The sequence below is a fragment of the bacterium genome (genome assembly GCA_016703265.1).
GTDB lineage: Bacteria > Krumholzibacteriota > Krumholzibacteriia > LZORAL124-64-63 > LZORAL124-64-63 > CAINDZ01.
The window spans coordinates 265707-287715 of the sequence record JADJCK010000003.1 but is presented as its reverse complement, the minus strand read 5'-3'; the positions used below and the strand labels follow the sequence as shown (position 1 = coordinate 287715).

20 protein-coding genes are annotated in these 22009 nt (G+C 69.5%); 7 read left to right on the top strand and 13 right to left on the bottom strand.

The window, feature by feature from the left end:
- Positions 1-15 precede the first annotated feature (15 nt).
- The 6 genes from IPG61_05465 to IPG61_05440 all read right to left on the bottom strand — a co-directional run bounded on the left by IPG61_05465 (position 16) and on the right by IPG61_05440 (position 4690).
- Complete coding sequence (locus tag IPG61_05465; protein ID MBK6733526.1) at positions 16-543, bottom strand: SRPBCC domain-containing protein; 528 nt, start codon at positions 541-543, stop codon at positions 16-18.
- Positions 527-859: a helix-turn-helix transcriptional regulator gene (locus tag IPG61_05460; protein ID MBK6733525.1), complete on the bottom strand. Its 333-nt coding sequence runs from the start codon at positions 857-859 to the stop codon at positions 527-529. The genes IPG61_05465 and IPG61_05460 overlap by 17 nt, the downstream gene beginning before the upstream one ends.
- 74 nt (positions 860-933) lie before the next feature.
- Entirely contained in the window at positions 934-2004 is a 1071-nt protein-coding gene (gene pyrC / locus IPG61_05455) for a dihydroorotase (protein MBK6733524.1), read from the bottom strand.
- Positions 2001-3305, bottom strand: coding sequence for a molybdopterin molybdotransferase MoeA (locus IPG61_05450; protein ID MBK6733523.1), 1305 nt, complete (start codon positions 3303-3305; stop codon positions 2001-2003). The genes pyrC and IPG61_05450 overlap by 4 nt, the downstream gene beginning before the upstream one ends.
- Before the next feature lie 44 nt (positions 3306-3349).
- Positions 3350-4438, bottom strand: a complete 1089-nt coding sequence (gene moaA / locus IPG61_05445) for a GTP 3',8-cyclase MoaA (protein ID MBK6733522.1) — start codon at positions 4436-4438, stop codon at positions 3350-3352.
- Between the two features lie 3 nt (positions 4439-4441).
- Positions 4442-4690, bottom strand: a complete 249-nt coding sequence (locus IPG61_05440) for a hypothetical protein (protein ID MBK6733521.1) — start codon at positions 4688-4690, stop codon at positions 4442-4444.
- On the opposite strand from IPG61_05440, the gene IPG61_05435 reads away from it, so the two are divergent.
- From IPG61_05435 to IPG61_05425, 3 genes are all read left to right on the top strand, one after another.
- The gene (locus IPG61_05435; GenBank protein ID MBK6733520.1) at positions 4664-5332 is read left to right on the top strand and encodes an inorganic pyrophosphatase; all 669 of its coding nucleotides are present in this window, start codon (positions 4664-4666) and stop codon (positions 5330-5332) included. The genes IPG61_05440 and IPG61_05435 overlap by 27 nt on opposite strands.
- A gap of 3 nt (positions 5333-5335) precedes the next feature.
- A complete protein-coding gene (locus IPG61_05430; protein MBK6733519.1) occupies positions 5336-6076 on the top strand; it encodes a class I SAM-dependent methyltransferase in 741 nt (246 codons plus the stop codon).
- Between the two features lie 154 nt (positions 6077-6230).
- A complete protein-coding gene (locus IPG61_05425; protein MBK6733518.1) occupies positions 6231-8201 on the top strand; it encodes a methyl-accepting chemotaxis protein in 1971 nt (656 codons plus the stop codon).
- Positions 8202-8207: 6 nt separating this feature from the next.
- On the opposite strand, the gene IPG61_05420 is transcribed toward IPG61_05425, so the two are convergent.
- The gene (locus tag IPG61_05420) at positions 8208-8705 is read right to left on the bottom strand and encodes a hypothetical protein (GenBank protein MBK6733517.1); all 498 of its coding nucleotides are present in this window, start codon (positions 8703-8705) and stop codon (positions 8208-8210) included.
- A 315-nt stretch (positions 8706-9020) separates the two neighbouring features.
- Here IPG61_05420 and acs point away from each other — a divergent pair, with 315 nt between their 5' ends.
- The 3 genes from acs to IPG61_05405 all read left to right on the top strand — a co-directional run bounded on the left by acs (position 9021) and on the right by IPG61_05405 (position 13635).
- Positions 9021-10985, top strand: coding sequence for an acetate--CoA ligase (acs, locus tag IPG61_05415; GenBank protein ID MBK6733516.1), 1965 nt, complete (start codon positions 9021-9023; stop codon positions 10983-10985).
- Between the two features lie 3 nt (positions 10986-10988).
- On the top strand, positions 10989-11498 hold the full coding sequence (locus tag IPG61_05410) for a DUF523 domain-containing protein (GenBank protein MBK6733515.1): 510 nt from the start codon (positions 10989-10991) through the stop codon (positions 11496-11498).
- Between the two features lie 103 nt (positions 11499-11601).
- The gene (locus IPG61_05405; GenBank protein ID MBK6733514.1) at positions 11602-13635 is read left to right on the top strand and encodes a hypothetical protein; all 2034 of its coding nucleotides are present in this window, start codon (positions 11602-11604) and stop codon (positions 13633-13635) included.
- 27 nt (positions 13636-13662) lie between these two features.
- Here the strand turns inward: IPG61_05405 and IPG61_05400 are convergent, their stop codons facing one another.
- Positions 13663-15138, bottom strand: coding sequence for a glycosyltransferase family 39 protein (locus tag IPG61_05400; GenBank protein MBK6733513.1), 1476 nt, complete (start codon positions 15136-15138; stop codon positions 13663-13665).
- A 236-nt stretch (positions 15139-15374) separates the two neighbouring features.
- Between IPG61_05400 and IPG61_05395 the strand changes: the two genes are divergently transcribed.
- On the top strand, positions 15375-17231 hold the full coding sequence (locus IPG61_05395) for a glycosyltransferase family 2 protein (GenBank protein ID MBK6733512.1): 1857 nt from the start codon (positions 15375-15377) through the stop codon (positions 17229-17231).
- A 78-nt stretch (positions 17232-17309) separates the two neighbouring features.
- On the opposite strand, the gene IPG61_05390 is transcribed toward IPG61_05395, so the two are convergent.
- From IPG61_05390 to IPG61_05370, 5 genes are all read right to left on the bottom strand, one after another.
- On the bottom strand, positions 17310-19208 hold the full coding sequence (locus IPG61_05390; GenBank protein ID MBK6733511.1) for a family 16 glycosylhydrolase: 1899 nt from the start codon (positions 19206-19208) through the stop codon (positions 17310-17312).
- A 138-nt stretch (positions 19209-19346) separates the two neighbouring features.
- Positions 19347-19592 carry a hypothetical protein gene (locus IPG61_05385; protein MBK6733510.1) on the bottom strand — a complete coding sequence of 82 codons (246 nt, stop codon included), beginning with the start codon at positions 19590-19592 and terminating at the stop codon, positions 19347-19349.
- 27 nt (positions 19593-19619) lie between these two features.
- Positions 19620-21077, bottom strand: a complete 1458-nt coding sequence (gene ccoG, locus IPG61_05380) for a cytochrome c oxidase accessory protein CcoG (protein ID MBK6733509.1) — start codon at positions 21075-21077, stop codon at positions 19620-19622.
- A 127-nt stretch (positions 21078-21204) separates the two neighbouring features.
- Positions 21205-21801: a c-type cytochrome gene (locus IPG61_05375; protein MBK6733508.1), complete on the bottom strand. Its 597-nt coding sequence runs from the start codon at positions 21799-21801 to the stop codon at positions 21205-21207.
- Positions 21802-22005, bottom strand: a complete 204-nt coding sequence (locus IPG61_05370) for a hypothetical protein (protein MBK6733507.1) — start codon at positions 22003-22005, stop codon at positions 21802-21804.
- Positions 22006-22009 lie beyond the last annotated feature (4 nt).

The window sequence follows — 22009 nt, the reverse complement described above, 5'->3', positions numbered from 1 at the left end:
TCGGTTACCTCCCGCTCAGGAAATGCGGCCGTCGAGCGGCCAGTGTTCGCTGCGGCTGCGCTTGGGCGACGTGAAGGCGGTGGCGCTCATCATCGCCAGCATCAGGCGCTGCTTCAGGGTGGGGCGGCCGGATTCGCACAGCGCCTTCAGCGTGGCGCCGATGAACTCGCTGCCCTGCTTCATGTACTTCTCGCTCTTGGTGCCGGCAGTGATGCCTTCCGAGGTGAGCGTGAACTGCACGGCGCCGTCCACCTCGACCAGCTCGTAGGTCACGCGACAGGGCGCGTCGTCCAGCGAGGTGAACTTGAAGGTGTGGCTGAAGCGGTGTGGCGGGGCGAACTCGAGCACCTCGCCGACCACTCCGGTGAACTTGCCGTCGGGCGTGCGCATGCGGATGGGGGCGCCCGGGCCCAGCGTCGTCGTGTGCATGACCGAGCCGAAGAAGAACGGCAGCGGCTCGCCGGTGCGGGTCAGGGCGTCCCACACCTTGCGGATGGGGGCATTGATGGTGATGCGGTACACCTGTTTAACGTTCGCGGTCATGTTCGGCTTCCTCCTCCTCGACCTGGAACTTGATGTCGTTGACGTGGGCGGCCCAGAAGCGGCTGTACTGCGTCGTCCAGCGGTCGTAGACCAGCTGGACCGGCGCCGCATTGAAATACATCTCGCGCAGGCGGCCGTTCTTCTGCGAGATCACCAGGTCGGCGTCACGCAGGATGCGCAGGTGCTTCATCACCGCGACCCGACTCATCGGGAAGTACTTGGCGACGTCGTTCACGCTGCACCCGGGCATGCTGATGAGGATGTCGAGCATCCTGCGTCGGGCCGGGTGGGCCAGGGCCGTGAAGACGGCGTCCATGGAGTCGGGTTTCATAGGTAACCAAAAGGTTACATGAAAACGGGAATCATGTCAATGGTCGAAATCAGGCCCGTTCAGCCCTGGAGCGGGTGCCCGGCGGCCGGGTGCAGGACCGACCAGTCCAGGGTGGTGCCTGCGCCCAGGGGCACGAGGTCGCCGGCTTCCCCGGCTGGGACCACGGCGGGCACCGGGTTGGGGCGGCGCACGAGGGTCAGCGTGCCGCGGTTGAAGGGCAGGTCATAGAAGATGGGACCGTGCCTGCCGGCGAACCCTTCCAGGCGGTCGAGGGCACCGGCCTGCTCGAAGGCGGTGGCGTAGAGTTCGATGGCTGCCGGCGCACTGAAGATCCCGGCACATCCGCAGGCCGTTTCCTTGGTGGCCCGCACGTGGGGCGCACTGTCGGTGCCGAGGAAGAACTTGGGCGAGCCGCCGGTGGCCGCTGCCAGCAGGGCCAGGCGGTGCTCTTCGCGCTTGAGCACGGGCAGGCAGTAGAAGTGCGGGTTGAGCCCGCCCTGGAACATGGCGCCGCGGTTCAGAAGCAGGTGGTGGGCGGTGATGGTGGCGGCGAGCGTGGGCGGGCCCTGCTTCACGAACTGGACACCCTGCTTCGTCGTGACGTGCTCGAGCACGACCTTGAGGTCCGGCACCTCGTCGAGCAGCGGGCGCAGGTGCCGCTCGATGAAGACCGCCTCGCGGTCGAAGACGTCGACGGCCGGGTCGGTGACCTCGCCGTGCACCAGCAACGGCAGGCCGCAACCGGCAAGCGCCTCGAAGACCGGCAGCGCGCGCTTGAGGTCGGTGAGCCCCGCATCGGAGTTGGTCGTGGCGCCGGCCGGATACAGCTTCGCGGCGACCACGAAGCCCTCGAACTTCGCGCGCTCGATCTCGGCCGGCTTCGTGGCGTCGGTCAGGTACAGCGTCATCAGGGGCGTGAAGTCGATGTCGGGCTCGAGGGCGTCGAGGATGCGGTCGTAGTAGGCCGACGCGGCCGCCGCCGTCGTCACCGGCGGCTTCAGGTTCGGCATCACCACCGCGCGTCCGAAATGGCGCGCCGTGTGGTGCAGCACCGCGCCCATCAACGCGCCGTCGCGCAGGTGCAGGTGCCAGTCGTCAGGCCGCGTGATGGTCAGGGAATCGATCTTCATCTCTCGAACCACTCCAGCCTGTGCAGGGGAACCGACGTTCCTTCCGGCAGCGATGCCGTGCCGGGCGGCAACACGACCAGCCCCTGCGCGCGGGCCAGTCCGCTGAGCATATGCGAACCCTGGCCTGCTTCGGGGACGGCCCGTACGCTGCCGGCAGTGTCCGTCTCGAGCCGGGCCCGCAGCCAGGTCTCGCGTTCACCGGTGGGGGCGGCTGCTGACGCCAGCGTAGCGTTGCCATCGGCTGCGCCGGGTCCGGCTGCCGCATCCAAAGGGGCGCCGCACAAACGCCGCACGGCCGGGCGCACGAGCAGCTCGAAGGAAACCAGAGCCGAGACCGGGTTGCCCGGCAGGCCGAACACGGGCGTTCCCGCCGGCGCCAGGCCAAACCAGTTGGGCAGGCCCGGGCGGATGGCGACACGGCCGAAGAGTTCGTTGATGCCGAGCTGCGCCCGCACCGCCGGCACGTGGTCGTGGTCGCCCACCGAGGCGCCGCCCACCGTCACCACGAGGTCGGCGCCGCGCAGGCCCTGCGCCAGGGCGCGCCGGAGCGCCGTCGGGTCGTCGGGCACGCGCACATGGCGCACCGCTCGCGCGCCGGCGGCCCGCAGCGCGGCGCAGATCGCCGGGCCGTTCGCGTCGATGACCTGCGCGCGCCCGGGCTTGACGCCGGGCTCCACCAGTTCGTCGCCCATCGTGATCACCAGCGCCGCGGGGCGACCGCCGACCTTCACGGCGGCGCGCCCGAGTTGCGCCAGCAGCCCGAGCACCGGCGGCGTCACGACGCAGCCGGACGGCAACAGCACATCACCCCGCCGGTATTCCTCGCCCACGCGACGCAGGTTGGCGCCGGCGCGCGTCGGTGCGCGGAACACGGCTGTCTCGCCCTCGGCGCCGACGACTTCCTGCACCACCACGGCCTCGGCGCCGCCGGGCAGCGGCGAGCCCGTGAAGACACGGATCGTCGCGCCCGGCTTCAGCAACTGCCGCCGCGCCGTGCCGGCCGGCAGCGAGCCGGCCACGCGCAGGGACACCGGCCGTGCGGCCGTGGCGCCGGCCAGGTCGGCCACGTGCACGGCCCAGCCGTCCATTGCCGACTGCTCGAAGCGGGGCGAATGCGAACGCGCACGCGCGGGCTCGGCCAGGTACGCGCCGAGGGCGCGGTCGAGCGGCACCGTCTCGGCGGGCAGCGGCAGCACGTGGCGCAGGACCAGGCCAAGGGCTTCGGCATAGGGCACGGGCTGGCCGGCCGGCGCGGTGGAAGTCGGGGCGGGGGGCGATACGCGTGACGTCTCGCTGGACACGGCGGGCAGATCCCTTCTCCGGGCGGCAGCGCGGCCGGGGCCGGTCAGCCGCCGATGTTGACCATGCTCTCGAGATTGTGCCGCCGGTGCTCGGTCTCGGCGGCCACGCCATCGGCCAGGCGCCCGGCCACTGCGCGACGGACCGTGGCCACCAGCGCGTCGTCGTCGGCGCCGGCGCGCATCAGCGGGCGCAGGAACGCCGACGGACGTCCGTAGAGACAGGTGCGCAGGCGGCCCCGCGCGTCGATGCGCAGGCGTCGGCACGTGCCGCAGAACGTGCGGCTGTGCCCCTCGATGATCCCGATGCGCCCGACATGGCCGGGCACGCGGAACAGTTTCTCCACGGCGCCCGGGCGCACCGGCTCGGGCTCGACCTGTTCCCTGACGGACAGGCGCGCCAGGATCTCCGGACCGGAGATGCCCGGACCGCTCAGCCGGCCCTCGCCGAGGAACGGCATCGGCTCGATGAAGCGCACGGTCATCGCGCGCTCACGCGTGAGCTCGACGAAATCATCCAGTTCATGGTCGTTCCAGCCCGGCAGCACCACCATGTTCAGCTTGAGGCCCAGGCCCCGCGCCAGCACCAGGTCGATGGCCGAGCGTGCGCGCTCGAAGCCTTCGCGACGCGTGATCGCCGTCCAGGTTCCCTGGTCCAGCGAGTCGAGGCTGAGGTTCACGCGCTTCAGCCCCGCGTCGATAAGGCCGTCCAGGTGCTCCACCAGCAGCAGGCCGTTGGTGGTCAGCAGCACTTCGGGCGACGACGGCAGCGCGCGCAGGGCCGCGATCAGCGAGACGACGCCCCGGCGTACCAGCGGCTCGCCACCGGTGATGCGGAAGCTGCGCACGCCGAGGCCCGCGAACAGGGCGCCGACACGGATCAATTCTTCGATGGAGAGGATTTCGTCGCGCTCGCCCAGGGCCACGCCGGCCGCAGGCATGCAATAGCGGCAGCGCAGGTTGCAGCGGTCGGTGACCGCCAGGCGCAGGTAGTCGAGGCGGCGACCCTGCGGATCGACCAGCGGGCCGTTCGGCGCCGGGCCCACGGTGGCGAACGCCGCCGGTCCCGGAGCCGGCAGGGCGGCGGCAGGATGGGCGGCGGGACGGGCGCCGTGGGCTTCTGGTCCTGCGGACATGGGTCAACCTCGGGCGGCGCCGGCCGATGACTGTCGGTCGGACGCCAGGCCACTGGTGGCACGGGCTTCGACAAGAAAACATGAAACCGGGCCGCTGTCCATGATGGCAAGGGCCGGGCGCAGGTCGCGGTTCTCATCCGCACGGATCGGCAGTATCTTGAACGGCGGAATCGCCCGCGGCACCTGGCCGGCCGCACCCCGGAAACCCAATGGCGGGAGCCTCGCATGGAAGTCGATATCGAACTGCTGCATCACCTGTTCCGCGCGCACCCCTGGCATGGCGTGGCCATAGGGGACGAGGCGCCCGAGCGTGTGACGGCGTATGTCGAGATCGTGCCCACCGACACGGTGAAGTACGAGCTCGACAAGCCCACCGGACTGCTGAAGGTGGACCGGCCCCAGAAGTTCTCGAACGTGTACCCGACGCTCTACGGCCTGTTGCCGCAGACCTATTGCGGCCCGAAGGTGGCTGAATACTGCATGCAGCAGGCGTCACGCAAGGGCATCGTCGGCGACGGCGATCCGCTGGACATCTGCATCCTGGCCGAGAAGACGATCACGCACGGCGACATCCTACTGACGGTGACGCCCATCGGCGGGCTGCGCATGATCGACGGCAACGAGGCCGACGACAAGATCATCGCCGTGCTGGGCACCGACGCCATCTACGGTCACCTGCGCGACATCTACGAGTGCCCGGCTTCCATGGTCGAGCGCCTGCGCCACTACTTCCTGACCTACAAGGACGCGCCGGGCGCGCGGCGCAGCGAGACCGAGATCACGCACATCTACGGCCGGGCGGAAGCGCACGAGGTCATCGAGCGGAGCCAGGCCGACTACACCGCGAAGTTCGGCCCGCTGAAGGGCCTGTTCGAGCAGCTGCGCTCGCGCTGAAGCATGGCCTTCAAGGACCACTTCTCGCGCCAGGCTGCCGACTACGCCGCGTTCCGTCCGGCGTACCCGGACGCCCTCTACGACTGGCTGGCCGTGCAGGCGCCGGCCACGCGGCTGGCCTGGGATGCGGGCTGCGGCAGCGGCCAGGCCTCGGTCGGGCTGGCCGTCCGGTTCGAACGCGTCGAGGCCAGCGACCCCAGCGCCGACCAGATCGCCCGCGCCACCGCCCATCCCGGGGTCCGTTACCATGTCGCCGCCGAGACGCTGCCGGCGCTGGCGGACCGTTCGGTCGACCTGCTCACCGTGGCCCAGGCCTGGCACTGGTTCGATCGCGCAGCCTACCTGGCCGAGGCGCGCCGCGTGGCGGTGCCGGGCGCCGTGCTCGCTGTCTGGACGTACAACCTGCACCGCGTGACCGAAGAAGTGGACGCGGTCGTCGATGCGCTCTATGCCGAACTGGACCCCTGGTGGCCGCCCGAGCGGCGTCACGTGGAGGACGGCTACGCCCGCCTGGCGCCACCGGGCGATGAGGTGCCCGCCCCGGCCTTCGCGATGACCGCCGCGTGGAACCTCGGCCACCTGCTCGGCTATCTCGCCAGCTGGTCGGCGGTCGCCGCCTGCCGGGCGGACACCGGGTGCGACCCGCTGGCCGGGTACGAACCGCAATTGCGGAGCGCCTGGGGCGAGGCCCGCGCCCGGCGTCCCGTCTCCTGGCCGCTGACCGTCCGCGCCGTCAGGCTCTGACGGGCCGGTCGACCTGCCCGATCCTGCCAGGGCAACCCATAGTGCTCAGATATCTTATTTGCAAACTATTCATCAAGATCTTCCCCGTAGTGCCGACGAATATCCCGTCGTCCATCCAACTCGCCCACGCCCGTACCGATTGTGGGAGTACAACATGTTCAGGGGTATGACCCTTCGCGGCCGCACGCTGGGCACCGGCCTGGCCCTGCTGTTGGTGCCATTGGCGATCATTTTCGGGGTCGTCGTCATCTCGCAGATGCAGATGCGCGAGGCCACCTCAGCCGAGGTACGCAAGCTCGCCATCCAGGACCTCGACCACCTGGTGCAGGGCATCGAGGCGATGTGCCTCACGCAACAGGCCGTGCTCGAGGATGCGGTGATCGATGGATTGTCGGTCACGCGCGCCGCACTGGCACGCGCAGGGGCGCCGGCATTGGGCAGCGAAACCGTGTCGTGGTCGGCGGTGAACCAGTTCACGAAGGCGACGTCCACGATCGATCTTCCGCGCCTGATGGCGGGCGAAACGTGGCTCGGCCAGAACGCCGATATCGCCGCACCCAGCCCGGTCGTGGACGAGGTGCGCGACCTCGTCGGAGGCACCGCAACCATCTTCCAGCGCATGAACGACGGCGGCGACATGCTGCGCGTGTGCACCAACGTGCAGACCAAGGACGGAAAGCGCGCGATCGGCAAGTTCATCCCGGCGACGAACTCCGACGGCCAGCCCAATCCCGTGCTGAAGTCGGTGCTCGCGGGCCAGGTCTACCGCGGCCGCGCCTTCGTGGTCGACCGCTGGTACGTCACCGCCTACGAGCCGATCCGCGACGCCGCCGGCGGCATCGTCGGCATGTCCTACTTCGGCGTGCCGCTGGAGAGCGCAACGGCCCTGCGGCAGTCGATCATGGACGTGAAGGTCGGGCAGACCGGCTACGTCTACGTGCTCGACGGCAAGGGCAACTACGTCGTCTCCAAGGACGGCAAGCGCGACGGCGAGAGCCTCTGGGAAGCCAAGGATGCCAACGGCACGACGTTCATCCAGGAGATCGTGACCAAGGCGAAGGCGCTGCCGGACGGCCAGGTCGGGGAGCAGATCTATCCCTGGCTGAACAAGGGAGACGAGGACGCGCGCAATAAGATCGCCCGCTTCGTCTACTTCGAGCCCTGGGACTGGGTCATCGGCGCCGGTGCCTACCTTGACGAGTTCGGCGCGGCCGAAGTGGCCGTGGCCTCCTATTCGCAGCGCACCCTGGTGATGATCGGCATCGCCAGTCTCGTGTCGCTGCTGATGGCCGGCGCCGTGTGGTTCCTGGTCTCCCGTCGCATCGCGCGGCAGGTCGGGCACGTGGCCGACACGCTCAGCACGGCATCGGCGCAGGTGGGCCTCTCGTCGGGTGAAGTGGCCACGAGCAGCCAGTCACTGGCCGAAGGCGCCAACCAGCAGGCCGCGTCACTGCAGGAAGTGAACGCGGCCATGGCGCAGATCCTGTCCACCACCCGGACCAATGCCGAGAGCGCCGACCGTACGAACGGACTGGCCGGAACGGCGGCCGACGCGGCCGGACGCGGCGTCGAGGCGATGCGGAACCTCGGGCGCGTGATGGGCGACATCAAGTCGTCCAGCGACGAAACGGCGCGCATCCTCAAGACGATCGACGAGATCGCCTTCCAGACCAACCTGCTGGCGCTCAATGCGGCGGTCGAAGCGGCGCGGGCCGGCGATGCCGGCCGCGGCTTCGCGGTCGTGGCCGAGGAAGTGCGCAACCTGGCCCAGCGCAGCGCCGAGGCCGCCCGCAGCACCGACAGCCTCATCCAGAAGGCACGCCAGAGCTCGGACCAGGGCGTTGTCGCCACCGGCGACGTGGGCGGCATCCTCGAGGAGATCGCCACCGGCGTCACCTCGGTGCGTGAACTGGTGGCCCAGGTAGCAGCCTCCAGCCGCCAGCAGGCGCAGGGCGTGGGCGAGATCACTGCCGCCATGACGCGGCTGGACCATGTCACCCAGGGAACGGCCGCCAGCGCCGAGGAATCGGCAGCGGCCGGGCAGGATCTGCAGGCCCAGTCGCGCGCGGTGGCGGAAGCGGTGGATGAGCTCCGACTGCTTACCGAGGGGGCGAACCGCAGCTGACGCGGGCTAGAAGAAGTCGCGTTGTTCCGGATCGGCGGCGTCGGCAGGCTCACTGCCGGCGCCGTCTGCATTGACGGCCTCGTCGGCGTTCCCGGTCACGGCGGCCGCGGGCTCCTCATCGACGACCGGCGGCGCCAGGATGCGCCCGAGAACCAGCCCGCCCAGCAACCCGTACACCCAGCCGGCGGCCGCGCCGGCGGCCATCAGGCGCGGCGCGCGCTCCAGGGCCACGCCCGTGAGCATGAGCCCGGTGCCCAGGCCGGCCAGCGAGAATACCGCCATCGCCGCCAGCGGATGCCGTGACCGGACCACGCCCCAGCCCCCCGCCGCCATCACCAGCGCCGCGAACGGGATGTAGCGGCTGAGGTAGTAGCCCAGCGCCAGACGACTGCCGTAGCCGGCCATCTGCAGGCCCATCGGCAGCACGCTCAGGCACAGGCTCGCGCCGGCGAGGGCGCCCAGGGACACGCCCAGGGCGTAGCGGGCAACGGGGGATCGCAGCATCGACTGGTACCAGCTCCTGGGATGCGGGACGGCGGGGGCGCCCGACCGGTGGTTCCTTCCCGGCCGCCGGGGCGAGCGGCAGGCACCGGCATGATGCCCGGCCCGGTCCGACATGGCAAGCCCGGGACGGTCCCTGGTGCCGGGAAGGCCCGGCCTGCCGCCGGGGAACAGTCGCCGGGCGCAGGGGCCTTGTTCTGCGCGGACAACAATGGTATGACTTCCCCGGGCGATGCCCCGATGCCACCACGTCCCGCCGCCGGGCACCCTTGCCGGTCGGCGGCCGATCCCGCGCGCACCCCCCAGGAGGGCCGGACCATGGCCGACGACAACAAGAGCGAAGTCTACGGGCCGAATCCCGATGTTGCCGCCACGTCCTACATCGGCAGCATGGCCGAGTACCAGCGGCTGTACCGGCTGTCGCTGGATGACCCGGAGACGTTCTGGGGCAAGCAGGCCGAGACCCTCTCGTGGTTCGTGCCGCCGCGGATGGTGTTCGACCACGACTATGAGAACGTCGACTTCAGCTGGTACCTGGGGGGGCGCCTGAACGCCTGCTACAACTGCGTCGACCGCCACCTGAACACGCTCGGCGACAAGACGGCCATCATCTGGGTGAAGGACGAGCCGGGCCAGTACGAGCACATCACCTATCGGCAGCTCAAGCACCAGGTGGCGCGCGTGGCCAACGTGCTGAAGGCCCACGGTGTGAACAAGGGCGATCGCGTGGCGATCTACATGCCGATGGTGCCCGAGCTGGCCTATACGATGCTGGCCTGCGCGCGCATCGGCGCCGTGCACTCGATCATCTTCGGCGGCTTCAGCGCCGACGCCATCCGCGACCGCATCCTCGACGCCCAGTGCCATGTTGTGGTCACGGCCAACGAGGGCCTGCGCGGCGGCAAGGTGGTCAAGCTGAAGGAGACGGTCGATCGCGCCGTCGACGGGCTGGAGACGGTGCGCACCGTGCTGGTGGCCCGTCGCACCGACCATGCGTCGCCCATGCGCGCGGGTCGCGACTTCTGGCTGGACGAGGAGATGAAGAAGCAGCGCTCGACCTGCACCGTCGAGTGGATCGGCGCCGAGGACCCGCTGTTCATCCTCTACACCTCGGGGTCGACCGGCAAGCCCAAGGGCGTGCTGCATACTACGGGCGGCTACATGGTCTATGCGTCGATGACGCATCGCATGGTCTTCAACTACCGCCCGGGCGACATCTACTTCTGCGCGGCGGACATCGGCTGGATCACGGGACACTCCTACATCATCTACGGGCCGCTGGCCAACGGCGCCACGACCGTCATGTTCGAGTCCATTCCGACGTATCCCGATGCCGGGCGCTACTGGCAGATCGTCGATGACCTGAAGGTCAACATCTTCTACACGGCGCCCACGGCGCTGCGCGCCATCGCCCGCGAAGGCGACGCGTTCCTGGCGAAGTCTTCCCGCGAGTCGCTGAGGGTGCTGGGCACCGTGGGTGAGCCCATCAACCCGGACACCTGGAAGTGGTACTGGGACAAGGTGGGCAAGAAGCGCTGCTGCGTGGTGGACACGTGGTGGCAGACCGAGACCGGCGGCATCATGATCACGCCGCTGCCGGGCATCACGCCGCTGAAGCCGGGTTCTGCCACGCTGCCGTTCTTCGGCGTCAAGCCGGTGCTGATGGACGCCGACGGCCAGATCCTCGAGGGCAACGGCGTCACGGGCAACCTCTGCATCGAGCGCACCTGGCCCGGCCAGGCCCGCACGGTCTGGGGCGACCACCAGCGCTTCCATGACACGTACTTCACCCAGTATCCCGGCTACTACTTCACCGGCGACGGCTGCCGGCGCGACGAGGACGGCTACTACTGGATCACCGGCCGCGTCGACGACGTCATCAATGTCAGCGGACATCGCCTCGGCACCGCCGAGGTGGAGAGCGCGCTCGTGGCGCACGAGGCGGTCGCCGAAGCCGCGGTGGTCGGGTTCCCGCACGAGATCAAGGGCCAGGGCATCTTCTCGTACGTGATCCTCAGCGCCGACGCGGCCAGCGGTTCGGGCAGCGAACTGGTGGGCGCGCTGAAGGAGCAGGTGAGGCACGTCATCGGCCCCATTGCGACCCCGGATGCCATCCTGATCGTGCCGGGGCTGCCGAAGACGCGCTCGGGCAAGATCATGCGGCGCATCCTGCGCAAGATCGCGGCCGGCGAGTACACCGGCCTCGGCGACGTGACGACGCTGGCCGACCCCGGCGTGGTCGACCAGTTGATCGAGGCGCACAAGAAGCTGCCGAAGGCCTGAGCGATGACACCGGCGCCGACGACGCTCCGCATCGCCGTCAGCGCCTGCCTGCTGGGCGAGCCCGTCCGCTACGACGGCCAGGAGAAGACCTGTGCCGCCGTGCGCGACGGGCTCGCTGCGTTGGCGGAACTGGTGCCGCTGTGCCCGGAGGTCGGCGCCGGCATGCCGGTGCCGCGCGAGCCGGTCGACCTGCACGGTGATGCCATCGCGCCCCGGATGATCGGCGGCGTGACCGGCGAGGACTGGACCGAACGCACCCTGGCCTGGATCGAGGCGGCGCTCGATCGCTGCGAGTCGCTGGGCGTGTCGGGATTCGTGCTGAAGGCGCGCTCGCCCAGCTGCGGCGTGGGCACGGCGTTGCTATACGCGGTGCCCGGCGCCGAGCCGACGCGCACCGACGGCCTGCTGGCGGCGACGATCCGCCGGCGCTTCCCGCACCTGCCGCTGGTCGAGGACGAAGGGCTGGATGCGGCGGCGTTCGTTCGTCGCGCGGCGCGGCACGCGCGGGGCTGAGCGAGGTTGCGCCGGTGGCGGAGTTGCGCCGGCGCAAGAGCCGTCGATAACCGTCCGTGGTTCCCGAAGCAGCCGGTGCCACAGGTGCCCGAGGTGGAAACCCATGCGCTACCCGATCCTCGCTCGAGTTCCGGCCGCAATCCTCGCTGCCGGCCTCTCGCTGGCCAGCGCCACAGCGCACGCCGACGATGCCACGGACTACCGCTACTACGTGGCCACCCTCGCCGCAGCCGACGCCGGCCTGCAGTTGCATGACGTGGCGGCGGCGAAGCATTGGCTCGAAGAGGCGCCGCCTGCGCATCGCGGCTGGGAGTGGAACTACCTTCGCGCGGCGCTCGATCGCAGCGCCGCGGCCTTCAACGCCCATCAGGCACCCGTCACCGACCTGTCGCCCAGTCCGGACGGAAAGCTCCTCGCTTCCTGTGGCGGCACCGACGTCATCCTCTGGGATGCGGCCACCGGGTCGCGGGTGGCGCTGTTGTCAGGGCACACGCGCGCCACCTGGAATGCGCGCTTCTCGCCGGACGGGAGCCGGATCGCGTCCGTCGGCTCGGACGGCACCCTGCGCCTGTGGGATGTCGCTACGGCCCTCGAGGCCAGGCGCATTGCCGGTATCGGGCAGGGCGTGGCGGCGGTCGCCTGGAGCCCGGACGGAACGCAGGTGGCGACCGTCTCCTGGAAGCGCAGCGATGAACGCGGCGTGTGGGGAGTCGTCGACATCTGGGATGCGGCCACCGGCGCGAATCGGCGCCATCTCGAGCACGGCGTCAAGCCCATCGGTTCGGTCAACTTCACGCCGGACGGGAGCCGACTGTGGATCGGCACCTGGGACTACGACGTCGCGGCCTATGACACCGCCACCTGGGAGCAGGTCTTCCGGAAGTTCCCGCCCGAGGATCCAGCCTACAAGCGGGTCAACGAATGTCGCCCCAGCGCGGACGGCACGCGCCTGGCCGTGGCGCACGACGACGGCGCCGTGCGGATCCATGACACGACAACCGGTGCATTGCTGCACACCTTGCACCAACAGGCCGAAGGTGCCCGGCTGCCGCAGAACGATGTCGTCTGGCTTCCCGGCGGCCATCGCGTGGCCACCGTCTCGAAGGACCTGACGTTGCGGATCTGGGACGCGGACACGGGCGAGCACTTGTCGGCCTGGCATGGTCATGAGCAGACAGTGACGGCGTTGGCCGTGACGCCCGACGGCAGTACGCTCTTCAGCGGCGACGCCGGCGGAGTCGTCCGCCGTTGGGACCTGGCAGCGCTCGCCGCCGTGCATTCCCGCTGGTCGTTGCCGGGCACCGGCTACGCGATCGCCGTCAGTGCCGACGGCTGGCATGCGGCGTCGACCGGTTGGGGCGGCTGGATCGCCATCATCGATCCGGCAACCGGCAGCACGGTGACGCAGTGGGACGGGCACGGCGAGTCCGGTGTACGCGCTGCCTGGAGTCCGGGAGACAGCCTGTTGGCCACGACCGGCAACGACGGCCTGGTCCGCGTCTGGGACCTGCGATCCACGCCGCCGCGGATGATTCGGGAGCACAGGGTGGACACGCAGAGCACGGCCGTCGACTTCAGCGCCGACGGTCGCTGGCTGGCCTCGCCGGCGAAGGGGCCGGTGCTTCGGGTCTGGTCGACACGCGATGGCTCCGACCTCGCCGCCCTGGCCGACAGTTCATCATTCAGCGATGCGGTTTGGCACCCGATGTTGCCGCTGCTGGCGGCGTGCGGCGACGACGGCGTGGTGAGGGTGTGGGAACCGTCGACTGGCGCTCTGGTGGCGCGACTCGAAGGCCATGGCGACGGCAGCCTGCGCGCGGCGTTCTCGCAAGACGGCACGCGACTGGCCGCGGCGTCGAACAGCGGGCTGGTCCGGGTGTGGGCGACGGGATCCTGGCGCCTGGAAAGGGAGATGAGCGTGGCCAACGGCGGCCAGATCGCCGTGGCCTTCTCGCCCGACGGCCGTCGCCTGGCCACCGCCGGCTCGGACGGTCACGTCCACCTGTGGGATCCGGCCACCGGTGCGCACCTGCTGAAGGCGCCGTGTCCCGGAACGCCGTACGATCTGGCCTGGTCGAACGATGGAAAACGTCTGCTGGTGGTTCCGCTGGACGGGACGATCAGGGTCTTTGAATAGCGACCCGACCCGCGACCGTGGAACCGGTCAGCGCTTTACGCGGTACACAACGGTATTGTCCCCGACGCGCTCGTAGAAGCAGGTGTGCACCAGCTCGAGCTTGTCGGCCAGCTCCGGCGCCAGCGGGCTGACCAGCAGCCCATCGAGCCCCGGCAGGTACTGGCGCACGGTCTGGACGTTCACGACGAGGTAGTCGACGTCCTGGTTCCGGGCCCACAGCGCGTATTCCAGCGCATTCCCCAGTTCGGGGTACTTCAGGAACCGCGTTCCGGCCCAGAAGGCCGCATACGGTTTGTAGTCGGCGACCAGTGATTCCCGCGTGGTCGGGCGGCGCAGCCACAGCCCCGCATCCTTCAAGCCGTAGTAGGCCTCGGTGTTGCGCCGGATCAGGGGCGCATCATCGATCGCGGCCACCGCCAGCCCGCTCGCCACCAGCACGGCCAGCGCGATGGTCGGCGCGACCCGCGGCGTGCTCGTTCCGCGTGCGCCACCGGCCGCGTTCCGCCGCGCCACCAGGTCCACCAGCGATCGCGCCCCCAGGCCCGCGCCCAGCAGCAGCACCGGCAGGTACGGCAGCCAGAACCGCACCACCATCGGGTTGATGACCAGCGGCACCGATGCCAGCGGCAGCAGCAGCCAGGCCCAGGCCCCGCGATGTCGCACGATGCCGTACGCCGCCAGCAGCGCCAGCGGCACGCCGAGCTGTCCCGTCAGCAACGGCGCCAGCTTGGCGAGGTTCGCGCCGATCAGGCCCGCGTAGTCCAGTCCCGGATGCGCGTCCACGCTCTGCGTCAGCGCCACGGTCTTGCTGCTGATGTCCCAGGCGCCGCCGGCCACGCGCAGGAAGACCAGGTAGGGGATCACGAGGACGGCGTGCCCGATCACCAGCCGCCAGGGCACGCGACGATCCGCGCGCCAGCGCCACGCGATGAGTCCCAGGCTGGCCAGCGCCGACTCGGGCCGCACCAGGTAGGTGAACCCGAGCACCAGCGCGGCAGGCAGGTCGCGCCTGCGCTCCAGCAGCAGCCAGCCGCCCAGCAGTCCGCACATGTAGGCCGGGTCCGAGAGGTCGCTCTTGGCCAGCACCACGTACTGCGGCAGCAGCGCCACCAGCACAGCTCCCGCCAGCGACAGGGCGAAGCCCAGCCGCCTCCGCAGCAGGAGCCACGTCAACCAAACGGACAACACGCCGAGCACCACGTTGGCGATGTGCGCGGCCGTCAGCATCGACTGCGGGTCGTCGGCCGGCAGGAAGCGCAGCGGCAGCGCCACCAGCAGCGGCCAACCGGGCGGGAAGCAGCTGTAGACGAGCTGGCCCCGGAAGCAGAGCTGCCAGGACTGGTCAAGGTACTGCGTGCCGTCGACGGTGGGGAACTCGTTGTGGGCGGCCGCCCACCAGCGCACGACCAGCGCGACCAGCAGCACGCCGGCCACGGCGGCAGCGTGCACCCGGCTCCGCGCACCGTCGGTCATGGCGATCAGGGACGGTTGCGCGCGATTCATGGCCGCCGGGATTCCGATCGAAGGATGAACGGGGCGATGCGGGGCGCGGGACGCAGCCCGCCCGCGATGCGGCCAACCCTAGCATCGACCGCCGGCACGGGCAAGCCGCCCGCGCGCCGCCATGGGCGGCGTGAATGCCCCGGCAGGTTCTGCCTCGCACCGGTCGCGGTCCACCGCTTGCACGGCGGAAGCAGGCGCCGAACCCATTCCGGCCATCGCTGATCAGGAGAGCCGACATGACCGCTCCCGGGCCGCTGCTGTCCGTCGTTATCGTTTGTCGTAACCAGTTGAATTCGCTGAAGTTCACTATGGCCACGCTCCGGGACCAGGCGCCTGCCGCGGCCCACGAGATCATTGTCATCGACCAGGGTTCCACCGACGGCAGCGCCCAGTTTCTGTCCAAGCTGGCCGATAATCCCCGGCTGCGCCTGGTCAATGACGACACCGACGAGGGCCGGTCGGCCGCGCGCAACCGCGGTGCGCGCGCCTCGCGTGGCCGTTTCATCGTCTTTCTGGATCCCGGCATGGTGCTCGGCCCCCACTGGGCCGAAGCGCTGGTCGACACGCTGGAGAAGGACCCGCTGGTCGGCGCCACCGCCGGCAAGGTCATCCTGCAGGACGGTCGCATCGACCACGCGGGCCTGGCCGTGATCCGCTGGGACCAGCCGCGACGCCCGCGCCTGTCGGGCCGCAGCCTGCACGCCGGGCGCCAGGCCGACTTCGGCGCGTCGTTGCGCCCCCTGGCGGTGCAGGGGCTGTCCGGCGAGGCGATCTGCGTGCGCGCCTCGGCGTTCTTCGCCGTGGGCGGCTTCGATGAGGGCATGGGGCGCGAGTTCGCGCGACCCAAGCCCATGGCCGAGGGCGAACCTGCCGGCCTGGACCTCTGCCTGCGCCTGGGCGCGCGCGGCTGGCTGTGCGTGTACCGCCCCGAGACGGTGATGACGCGCCTGCGCGCGGCCGAGAATGATCCCGACGCCGATGCGCGGCGCTATGAACTGACGACGAACGACGACCAGGTGCTGCTCACGGCGACCTGGCTCGGCCGCGCACGTCCCGACTTCGTGGCCCCGGCCGCCGGCGGCGCCGTGGCGCAGGACAACGGCGGCATCCGCCCCTGGGTGGAGCCGGGCATCGCGTTCGCCTACGGCGACTACCACCACGGCCGCAGCCCCGGTTCGCCGGTCAGCGGCGTGCTGGCGCCCGTGGCCAGCGTCATCGTGCCCACCTGCAACGCGCTGGACTACACGCGGCTGTGCGTGGAGTCGCTGCTGACGAACACCGACGTGCGCCACGAGCTCATCTTCGTCGACAACGGCAGCACCGACGGCACGCCCGAGTACCTGCAGGGGCTGGCCCGCGACCACAAGCGCGTTCGCGTGATCCTCAACGGCGACAACCTCGGCTTCGCGCGCGGCTGTAACCTGGGCCTGGCTGCGGCGCACGGCCGGCACCTGGTGCTGCTCAACAGCGACACCGTGGTCACCGGCGACTGGCTCGAGCGCCTGCTCCAGGTGGCCGAGGCGAACCCGCGCGCCGGCCTCGTGGGCCCGGTCACGAACAACATTTCCGGCCTGCAGAAGCTGGATTCGGTGGGCTACGACGAGGAGAGCCTGGCGGGGCTGGGCGAGTTCGCCGCTGCCGAGGCTTCGCGTCACGACGGCGAGATCGAGCGGACACTGCGCCTGACGGGCATGTGCCTGCTGATCAAGCGCGAGTTGCTGGCGCGCATCGGCGGGCTGGACGAGATCTTCGGGCTGGGCAACTACGAGGACAACGACTACTGCCTGCGCGCCCACCTGTCCGGCTACGAGTGCCTGGTCGCGCGCGGCGTCTTCATCCATCATTTCGGCAGCCGCAGTTTCGCCGCCGCGGGCATCGACTACCTGGCGCAGATCCGCCGGCAGTGGTCGGTCTTCAAGGCGAAGTGGGGGATCCCGGCCGAGACGCCCTTCAACGGCAACGTGGAGATGGGCGCGCTGCTCGCGGGGGGCTTCGATCCGGAGCGGCACTTCCAGCCGTTGCCGGCCGAGCCGGCAGCGGGAACCGGAGTGGGCGGATTGGCCGCCGAGCCCGCCGCCTGCGGCCAGTCCTGAGCCGCGCGCGTCCGTGAACGAACACGGGCCCGTGCCGCGCCGTCAGCGTGGCCCGGGCCCGTGGTGTCTTACGCGCGCCTACTTCAGCAGCGTCATCCGCCGGGTCTCGGAGTATCCCGCCGCATCGAGCCGGTAGAAGTACACGCCCGCCGCCATGACCTGGCCCGCTTCATCGCGACCGTTCCAGACGACCTCGTGGCGGCCGCTGCCGGTCATCTCGCCGGCCACCAGTGTCCTCACCAGTCGGCCGGACAGGTCGTGGATCGCCAGGCGCACCGCCGCCGGCTCCGGCAGGTCGAAGCTGATCGTCGTGGACGGGTTGAACGGGTTCGGATGGCACGGGTGCAGCGCGTAGCCCGCAGGCTGCAGGCCGGGCTGCACCGCCGAGGCGCCGCTGGCGAACTCGAACCAGTTGAGGTTGAAGCCCGCGGCCGTCGGTACGAACCGCATCACCTGCGTGCCGGCCTGCAGGAACACCGATTTCGAGATGGTGGTCCACGTCTGCCAGCCGGTCGTGTTGGGGACGCTGATGCTGCCCGTCTTGTCGACGCCGTTGAACTCGAGGCGGAATGCGCCGCCGCCCTGCAGCGACGAGACGCGGGCCCGGATGGTGTAGCCGCCGGCCGTCGGGGCCGTGACCGTGTACTCCATCCACTCGCCGGGATTGGTCCAGCCCGTGTTGTAGCCGCCGCCGGTGTCCGAACAGGCTTCGATGTCGACGCCCTCGGCCGGGCGGTACTGCCCGCCGTTGTTGGTGGCGTCGACGTCAAGGTAGGCGATGCCGGTCCCGCCCACGTCGTAGTCCTCGGCCTGGATCCGGCTCGGCAAGATGATCGGATTGCCCGTGTAGGCAGCCTGGCCGCAGCCTGCGCCGACCGTCACGTCGACCGCGGCGCTGCCGCTGCCGCCCAGGTTGTCGACAGCGCGGACGCCGAGCGCGTAGCAGCCCGCGGCAACGGAGGTCCAGGTGTATTCGTAGGGCGCGGTCGCATCGGTGCCGAGCAGCGTCGCGCCGTTATAGAATTCGACCAGGTCCACCGTGCCATCGGCATCACTTGCCGTGGCGGTGATGGTGATGTCGCCGGCCGGAAGCGTGGCGGCGGGCGCCGGCGCGGTGATCGTGACCACCGGTTCGGCGTTCAGGATGTCCTCGTAGACCCGGACATAATCGATGAGGTACTGCTGGGGCAGGCTCGCGGTGACGCAGGCCGAGCTGGTGCAGCCGGTGTACCAGCCGCCGACCGCGGCGTTCAGGATGATGTAGAACGGCTGGTCGAACGGGGCGCGCGCATTGCCCGGAACCGCGTTCGAGTACCACTGCGCGCTGGTGCGCGTCATGAACAGGACGCCGTCCACATACCAGCGGATCGTGTCGGGTTCCCACTCGACGGCGTAGACATGGAAGGCGTCGGCGAAGTTGGCGCCGCCCAGCGAGTACGACGAACTCGTGGATGTATTCGCGGGATAGGTGCCGCCGTAGTGCAGCGCACCGCCGACCGAGGTGGTGCCGTTCGCGGACTCCATGATGTCGATCTCGCCGCTCGACGCCCAGCCTCCGTAGACGTTGTCCTGCGGCATCATCCAGAAGGCCGGCCACATGCCGCCGCCGGTGGGCAGCTTTGCGCGCATCTCGACGCGCCCGTACAGGAACGAATGCTTGTCCCGCGTGTGGACCTTGCCCGAGGTGAAGGCGGAGCCGCCGTACGACTCGGCGCGGGTGGTCAGGACGAGGTTGCCGCCGGTGACGGCCACATTCTGGGAGCGGTAGTACTGCAGCTCGTTGTTGCCCCAGCCGCACAGGTCGGGACAGCCGTTGCCGATATCCGGCGTCCAGTTCGCGGCGTCCAGGCTGGTGCCGTTGAACTCGTCCGCCCAGACGAGCGACCACGAGGCGACCGCGCGGGTCGTCGCGCCGGCCATGGCGAGGATCGCCAGGGCTGTCACGCAAAGCAGGGTGCTGAGGCTGTGGCGTGTCACGCGGTGGTCCTCCGGCGCTGGCGCTGGCGGCTGGATCCCGGCCGCCGGGGTTGGGAGCCCAGCCCTTTGCGGGGCAGGCCCGTGCGCCACATATCATACACTATGTTCGGTTAGCGAACAAAGACAATATCGAAATGACTAAAAACCGGTCTGAAAGGTGCGCGGGGCAACCTCGCGGGCCGAGCCATCCAACGTCTTGTCCCACCGCCACATGGCGGCCTGCGAGGACGGCGTGCCGCCCCGGGACTTGCGGGGCGTCTTCGGCTTGACGATCTCCGGCTTGTTCACCTCGGCGATGATCACCGTCGCCACGCTGGCCCCGATCAGGCAGGCCAGGAACAGCACCACCCAGATCCACGGGTTGTCGTACAGCCACTTCCGCATGCCCCGTCCTTCGCGTTCCGGCGCGGCTCAGGGCCCGCGGAAGCGCACCAAGATGTCCTGGGTGATGCCGCCGATGGAATCCGTCACCGTGAACGCGAACTCCTGCGACTCCGTGTAGCTCGTCATCGGCATCGATACGAACACCGTCAACTGGCGGTCGGCCAGCGCCGGCAGCGCGATGCGGTCCTGGGGGATGATGTACTCCACGCCGGCATGTCCCGCCAGCGTGCCCGGCGAGGCGCCCAGGCGGTACACCCGTTCCGAGTCGGTCTTGTTCTGCAGGTGCAGCGTGTAGAGGTTGCGGATCACGCCGTTCTCGATCGTGAACGGCAGGCCCTGCGACCGCATCACCGTCACCTGGAACGATTCGCGCGAGGTTGCGCGCATCACGAACAGCGTCACCAGTACCGCGATGATGGCGCCGTACAGGAAGAACCGCGGCCGCAGCAGCCGCGACATGCCGGTCTCGAACCCGCGCGACGAGTCGAACCGCACCAGGCCCCGCGGCTTGCCGATCTTGTCCATGATCTCGTCACAGGCGTCGATGCAGTTCGTGCAGCCGATGCACTCCATCTGCAGCCCGTTGCGGATGTCGATGCCGGTCGGGCAGACGTCCACGCAGCGGCGGCAGTCGATGCAGTCGCCGCCCGAGTCCACGCCGTGGCTGCGCGGCTCGCCGCGCTTCTGGTCGTAGCCGATGATGATGGTATCGAAGTCCACCAGCGTCGACTGCAGGCGCCCGTAGGGGCAGATGATCAGGCACGTCTGTTCGCGGAACCAGCTGTAGTCGAAGTACAGCAGCCCGGTCCAGAACAGCGACCAGATGAGCGCCGTGGTGTTCCCTTCGAAGAACGGGATGATGCCGGCCATCGTCCGCGTCGGGATGAAGTAGCACATGAAGGCGATCGCGAAGTTCCAGCTCAGGAAGAGGAACACGGCGTGCTTGACCGTCTTGCGCCAGATCGCATCGGCGCCGCCCTGCTTGTTGCGCTTCATCCGCGTGGCCCGATCGCCCTCGAGAAGGCGCTCGATGGGACGGTACACACCTTCCATGAACACGGTCTGCGGGCAGGCGAAGCCGCACCACACACGACCGAACAGCGACGTGGCCACGAACAGGCCGATGCCCCCGCCGATCAGCACGAAGAAGAACAGGTGGAAGTCCTGGTTCGTGAACGTGGCGCCCATCAGGTACGCCGAACGCTGCGGGATGTCGATCAGCACCATCGGGTGCCCGCCGATCGTGATCCACGGCGCCGCCAGGTAGATGGCGATGAGGAAGTAGTAGATGATGTACTTGCGCACGGTCCAGCGGCCGCGCACGTCGGCGACCTGCAGGAAGTTGCGCGACCCGTCGGCGTTGATCGAATAGACGCTGTTGAGGTCGGGCTGCCGCTTCTTCGAGCGCCGGCCGGCGGCGTCGCCGCCGGTGGTGTCGGCGGGCTGCGGTGCGTCCGTGCCGCGGGAGTTGTCCTGGTCACTCATCGTTCCGTCCTTCCCCGGCGGGCCCTCGCCCCAGGCGATGTCCGAGCCGGTTCCTGTCCTTTTGCGCAAAGTAAGAGGGCGGCCGCTGAAAAGCGACCGCCCTCCTCGCGGGCCCGATGGGGCCCGTTCAGAACTGGCAAGGCTGGCCTTCGGGGGCCTTGCCCGGCACGTTCGTGCCGCGGATGGTCATCACGTATGCCACCACCGCCTGCACGCGCGACGGTCCCAGCTGGTTCTGCCAGGCGGGCATGCCCTTGGCGGGCACGCCGTCGGTCACGGTCTTGAGCATGGCCATCGGCTCGCAGCCGTGGATCCAGACGCCGTCCGTCAGGTTCGGGCCGACCAGGCCCTGCCCCTTGTCCAGATGGCAGGCCACGCAGTGCTTCACGAAGATGTCGCGGCCCTCGGTAGTCTTCGACGCGGTCTGGCTCATCATGACCAGGAAGTTGTTGTCGACGCCCTGGGCCGCGGCCCGCGCCAATTGCAGTTCCTGGGCCTTCTGCATCGTCGTCTCGAATTTCTCGACCGACAGCGGCTTCAGGCTGAGCGTGTGGAACACGAGCCAGTAGGCGAGGGCGAAGACGATCGACCCCCACATGATCCACATCCACCAGTTCGGCAACCGGTTGTCGAACTCCTTGATGCCGTCGTACTCGTGGGCCATGACCGTGTCCTGCTGGTAGTCGGCACGGTTGTCGCGAGTGTTGTCGTGGTTGTCGCTCATTTAGCCGGCCCTCCCGTTGGCATGGGCTTCGATAGTTTCCTCGTTGTCGCCGAACGGCAGCGCCGCCAATTCCGAGACGCGTCCCCGGTCGCGCAGGCCCAGGAAAACAAAGGCCAGCACCCCGACGAAGAACGCAACGCTGATCAGCAGCCCGACCAGGGGCCACACCAGCAGCGTGCTGCGCGAGAAGAACTCCTGGAACATCCCG

Coding starts and splice junctions, on each gene's coding strand:
- IPG61_05465 (MBK6733526.1), bottom strand. CDS start 543: ATGACCGCGAACGTTAAACAGGTGTACCGCATCACCATCAATGCCCCC.
- IPG61_05460 (MBK6733525.1), bottom strand. CDS start 859: ATGGACGCCGTCTTCACGGCCCTGGCCCACCCGGCCCGACGCAGGATG.
- pyrC (MBK6733524.1), bottom strand. CDS start 2,004: ATGAAGATCGATTCCCTGACCATCACGCGGCCTGACGACTGGCACCTG.
- moaA (MBK6733522.1), bottom strand. CDS start 4,438: ATGTCCGCAGGACCAGAAGCCCACGGCGCCCGTCCCGCCGCCCATCCT.
- IPG61_05435 (MBK6733520.1), top strand. CDS start 4,664: ATGGAAGTCGATATCGAACTGCTGCATCACCTGTTCCGCGCGCACCCC.
- IPG61_05440 (MBK6733521.1), bottom strand. CDS start 4,690: ATGCAGCAGTTCGATATCGACTTCCATGCGAGGCTCCCGCCATTGGGT.
- IPG61_05430 (MBK6733519.1), top strand. CDS start 5,336: ATGGCCTTCAAGGACCACTTCTCGCGCCAGGCTGCCGACTACGCCGCG.
- IPG61_05425 (MBK6733518.1), top strand. CDS start 6,231: ATGTTCAGGGGTATGACCCTTCGCGGCCGCACGCTGGGCACCGGCCTG.
- IPG61_05420 (MBK6733517.1), bottom strand. CDS start 8,705: ATGCTGCGATCCCCCGTTGCCCGCTACGCCCTGGGCGTGTCCCTGGGC.
- acs (MBK6733516.1), top strand. CDS start 9,021: ATGGCCGACGACAACAAGAGCGAAGTCTACGGGCCGAATCCCGATGTT.
- IPG61_05410 (MBK6733515.1), top strand. CDS start 10,989: ATGACACCGGCGCCGACGACGCTCCGCATCGCCGTCAGCGCCTGCCTG.
- IPG61_05405 (MBK6733514.1), top strand. CDS start 11,602: ATGCGCTACCCGATCCTCGCTCGAGTTCCGGCCGCAATCCTCGCTGCC.
- IPG61_05400 (MBK6733513.1), bottom strand. CDS start 15,138: ATGAATCGCGCGCAACCGTCCCTGATCGCCATGACCGACGGTGCGCGG.
- IPG61_05395 (MBK6733512.1), top strand. CDS start 15,375: ATGACCGCTCCCGGGCCGCTGCTGTCCGTCGTTATCGTTTGTCGTAAC.
- IPG61_05385 (MBK6733510.1), bottom strand. CDS start 19,592: ATGCGGAAGTGGCTGTACGACAACCCGTGGATCTGGGTGGTGCTGTTC.
- ccoG (MBK6733509.1), bottom strand. CDS start 21,077: ATGAGTGACCAGGACAACTCCCGCGGCACGGACGCACCGCAGCCCGCC.
- IPG61_05375 (MBK6733508.1), bottom strand. CDS start 21,801: ATGAGCGACAACCACGACAACACTCGCGACAACCGTGCCGACTACCAG.
- IPG61_05370 (MBK6733507.1), bottom strand. CDS start 22,005: ATGTTCCAGGAGTTCTTCTCGCGCAGCACGCTGCTGGTGTGGCCCCTG.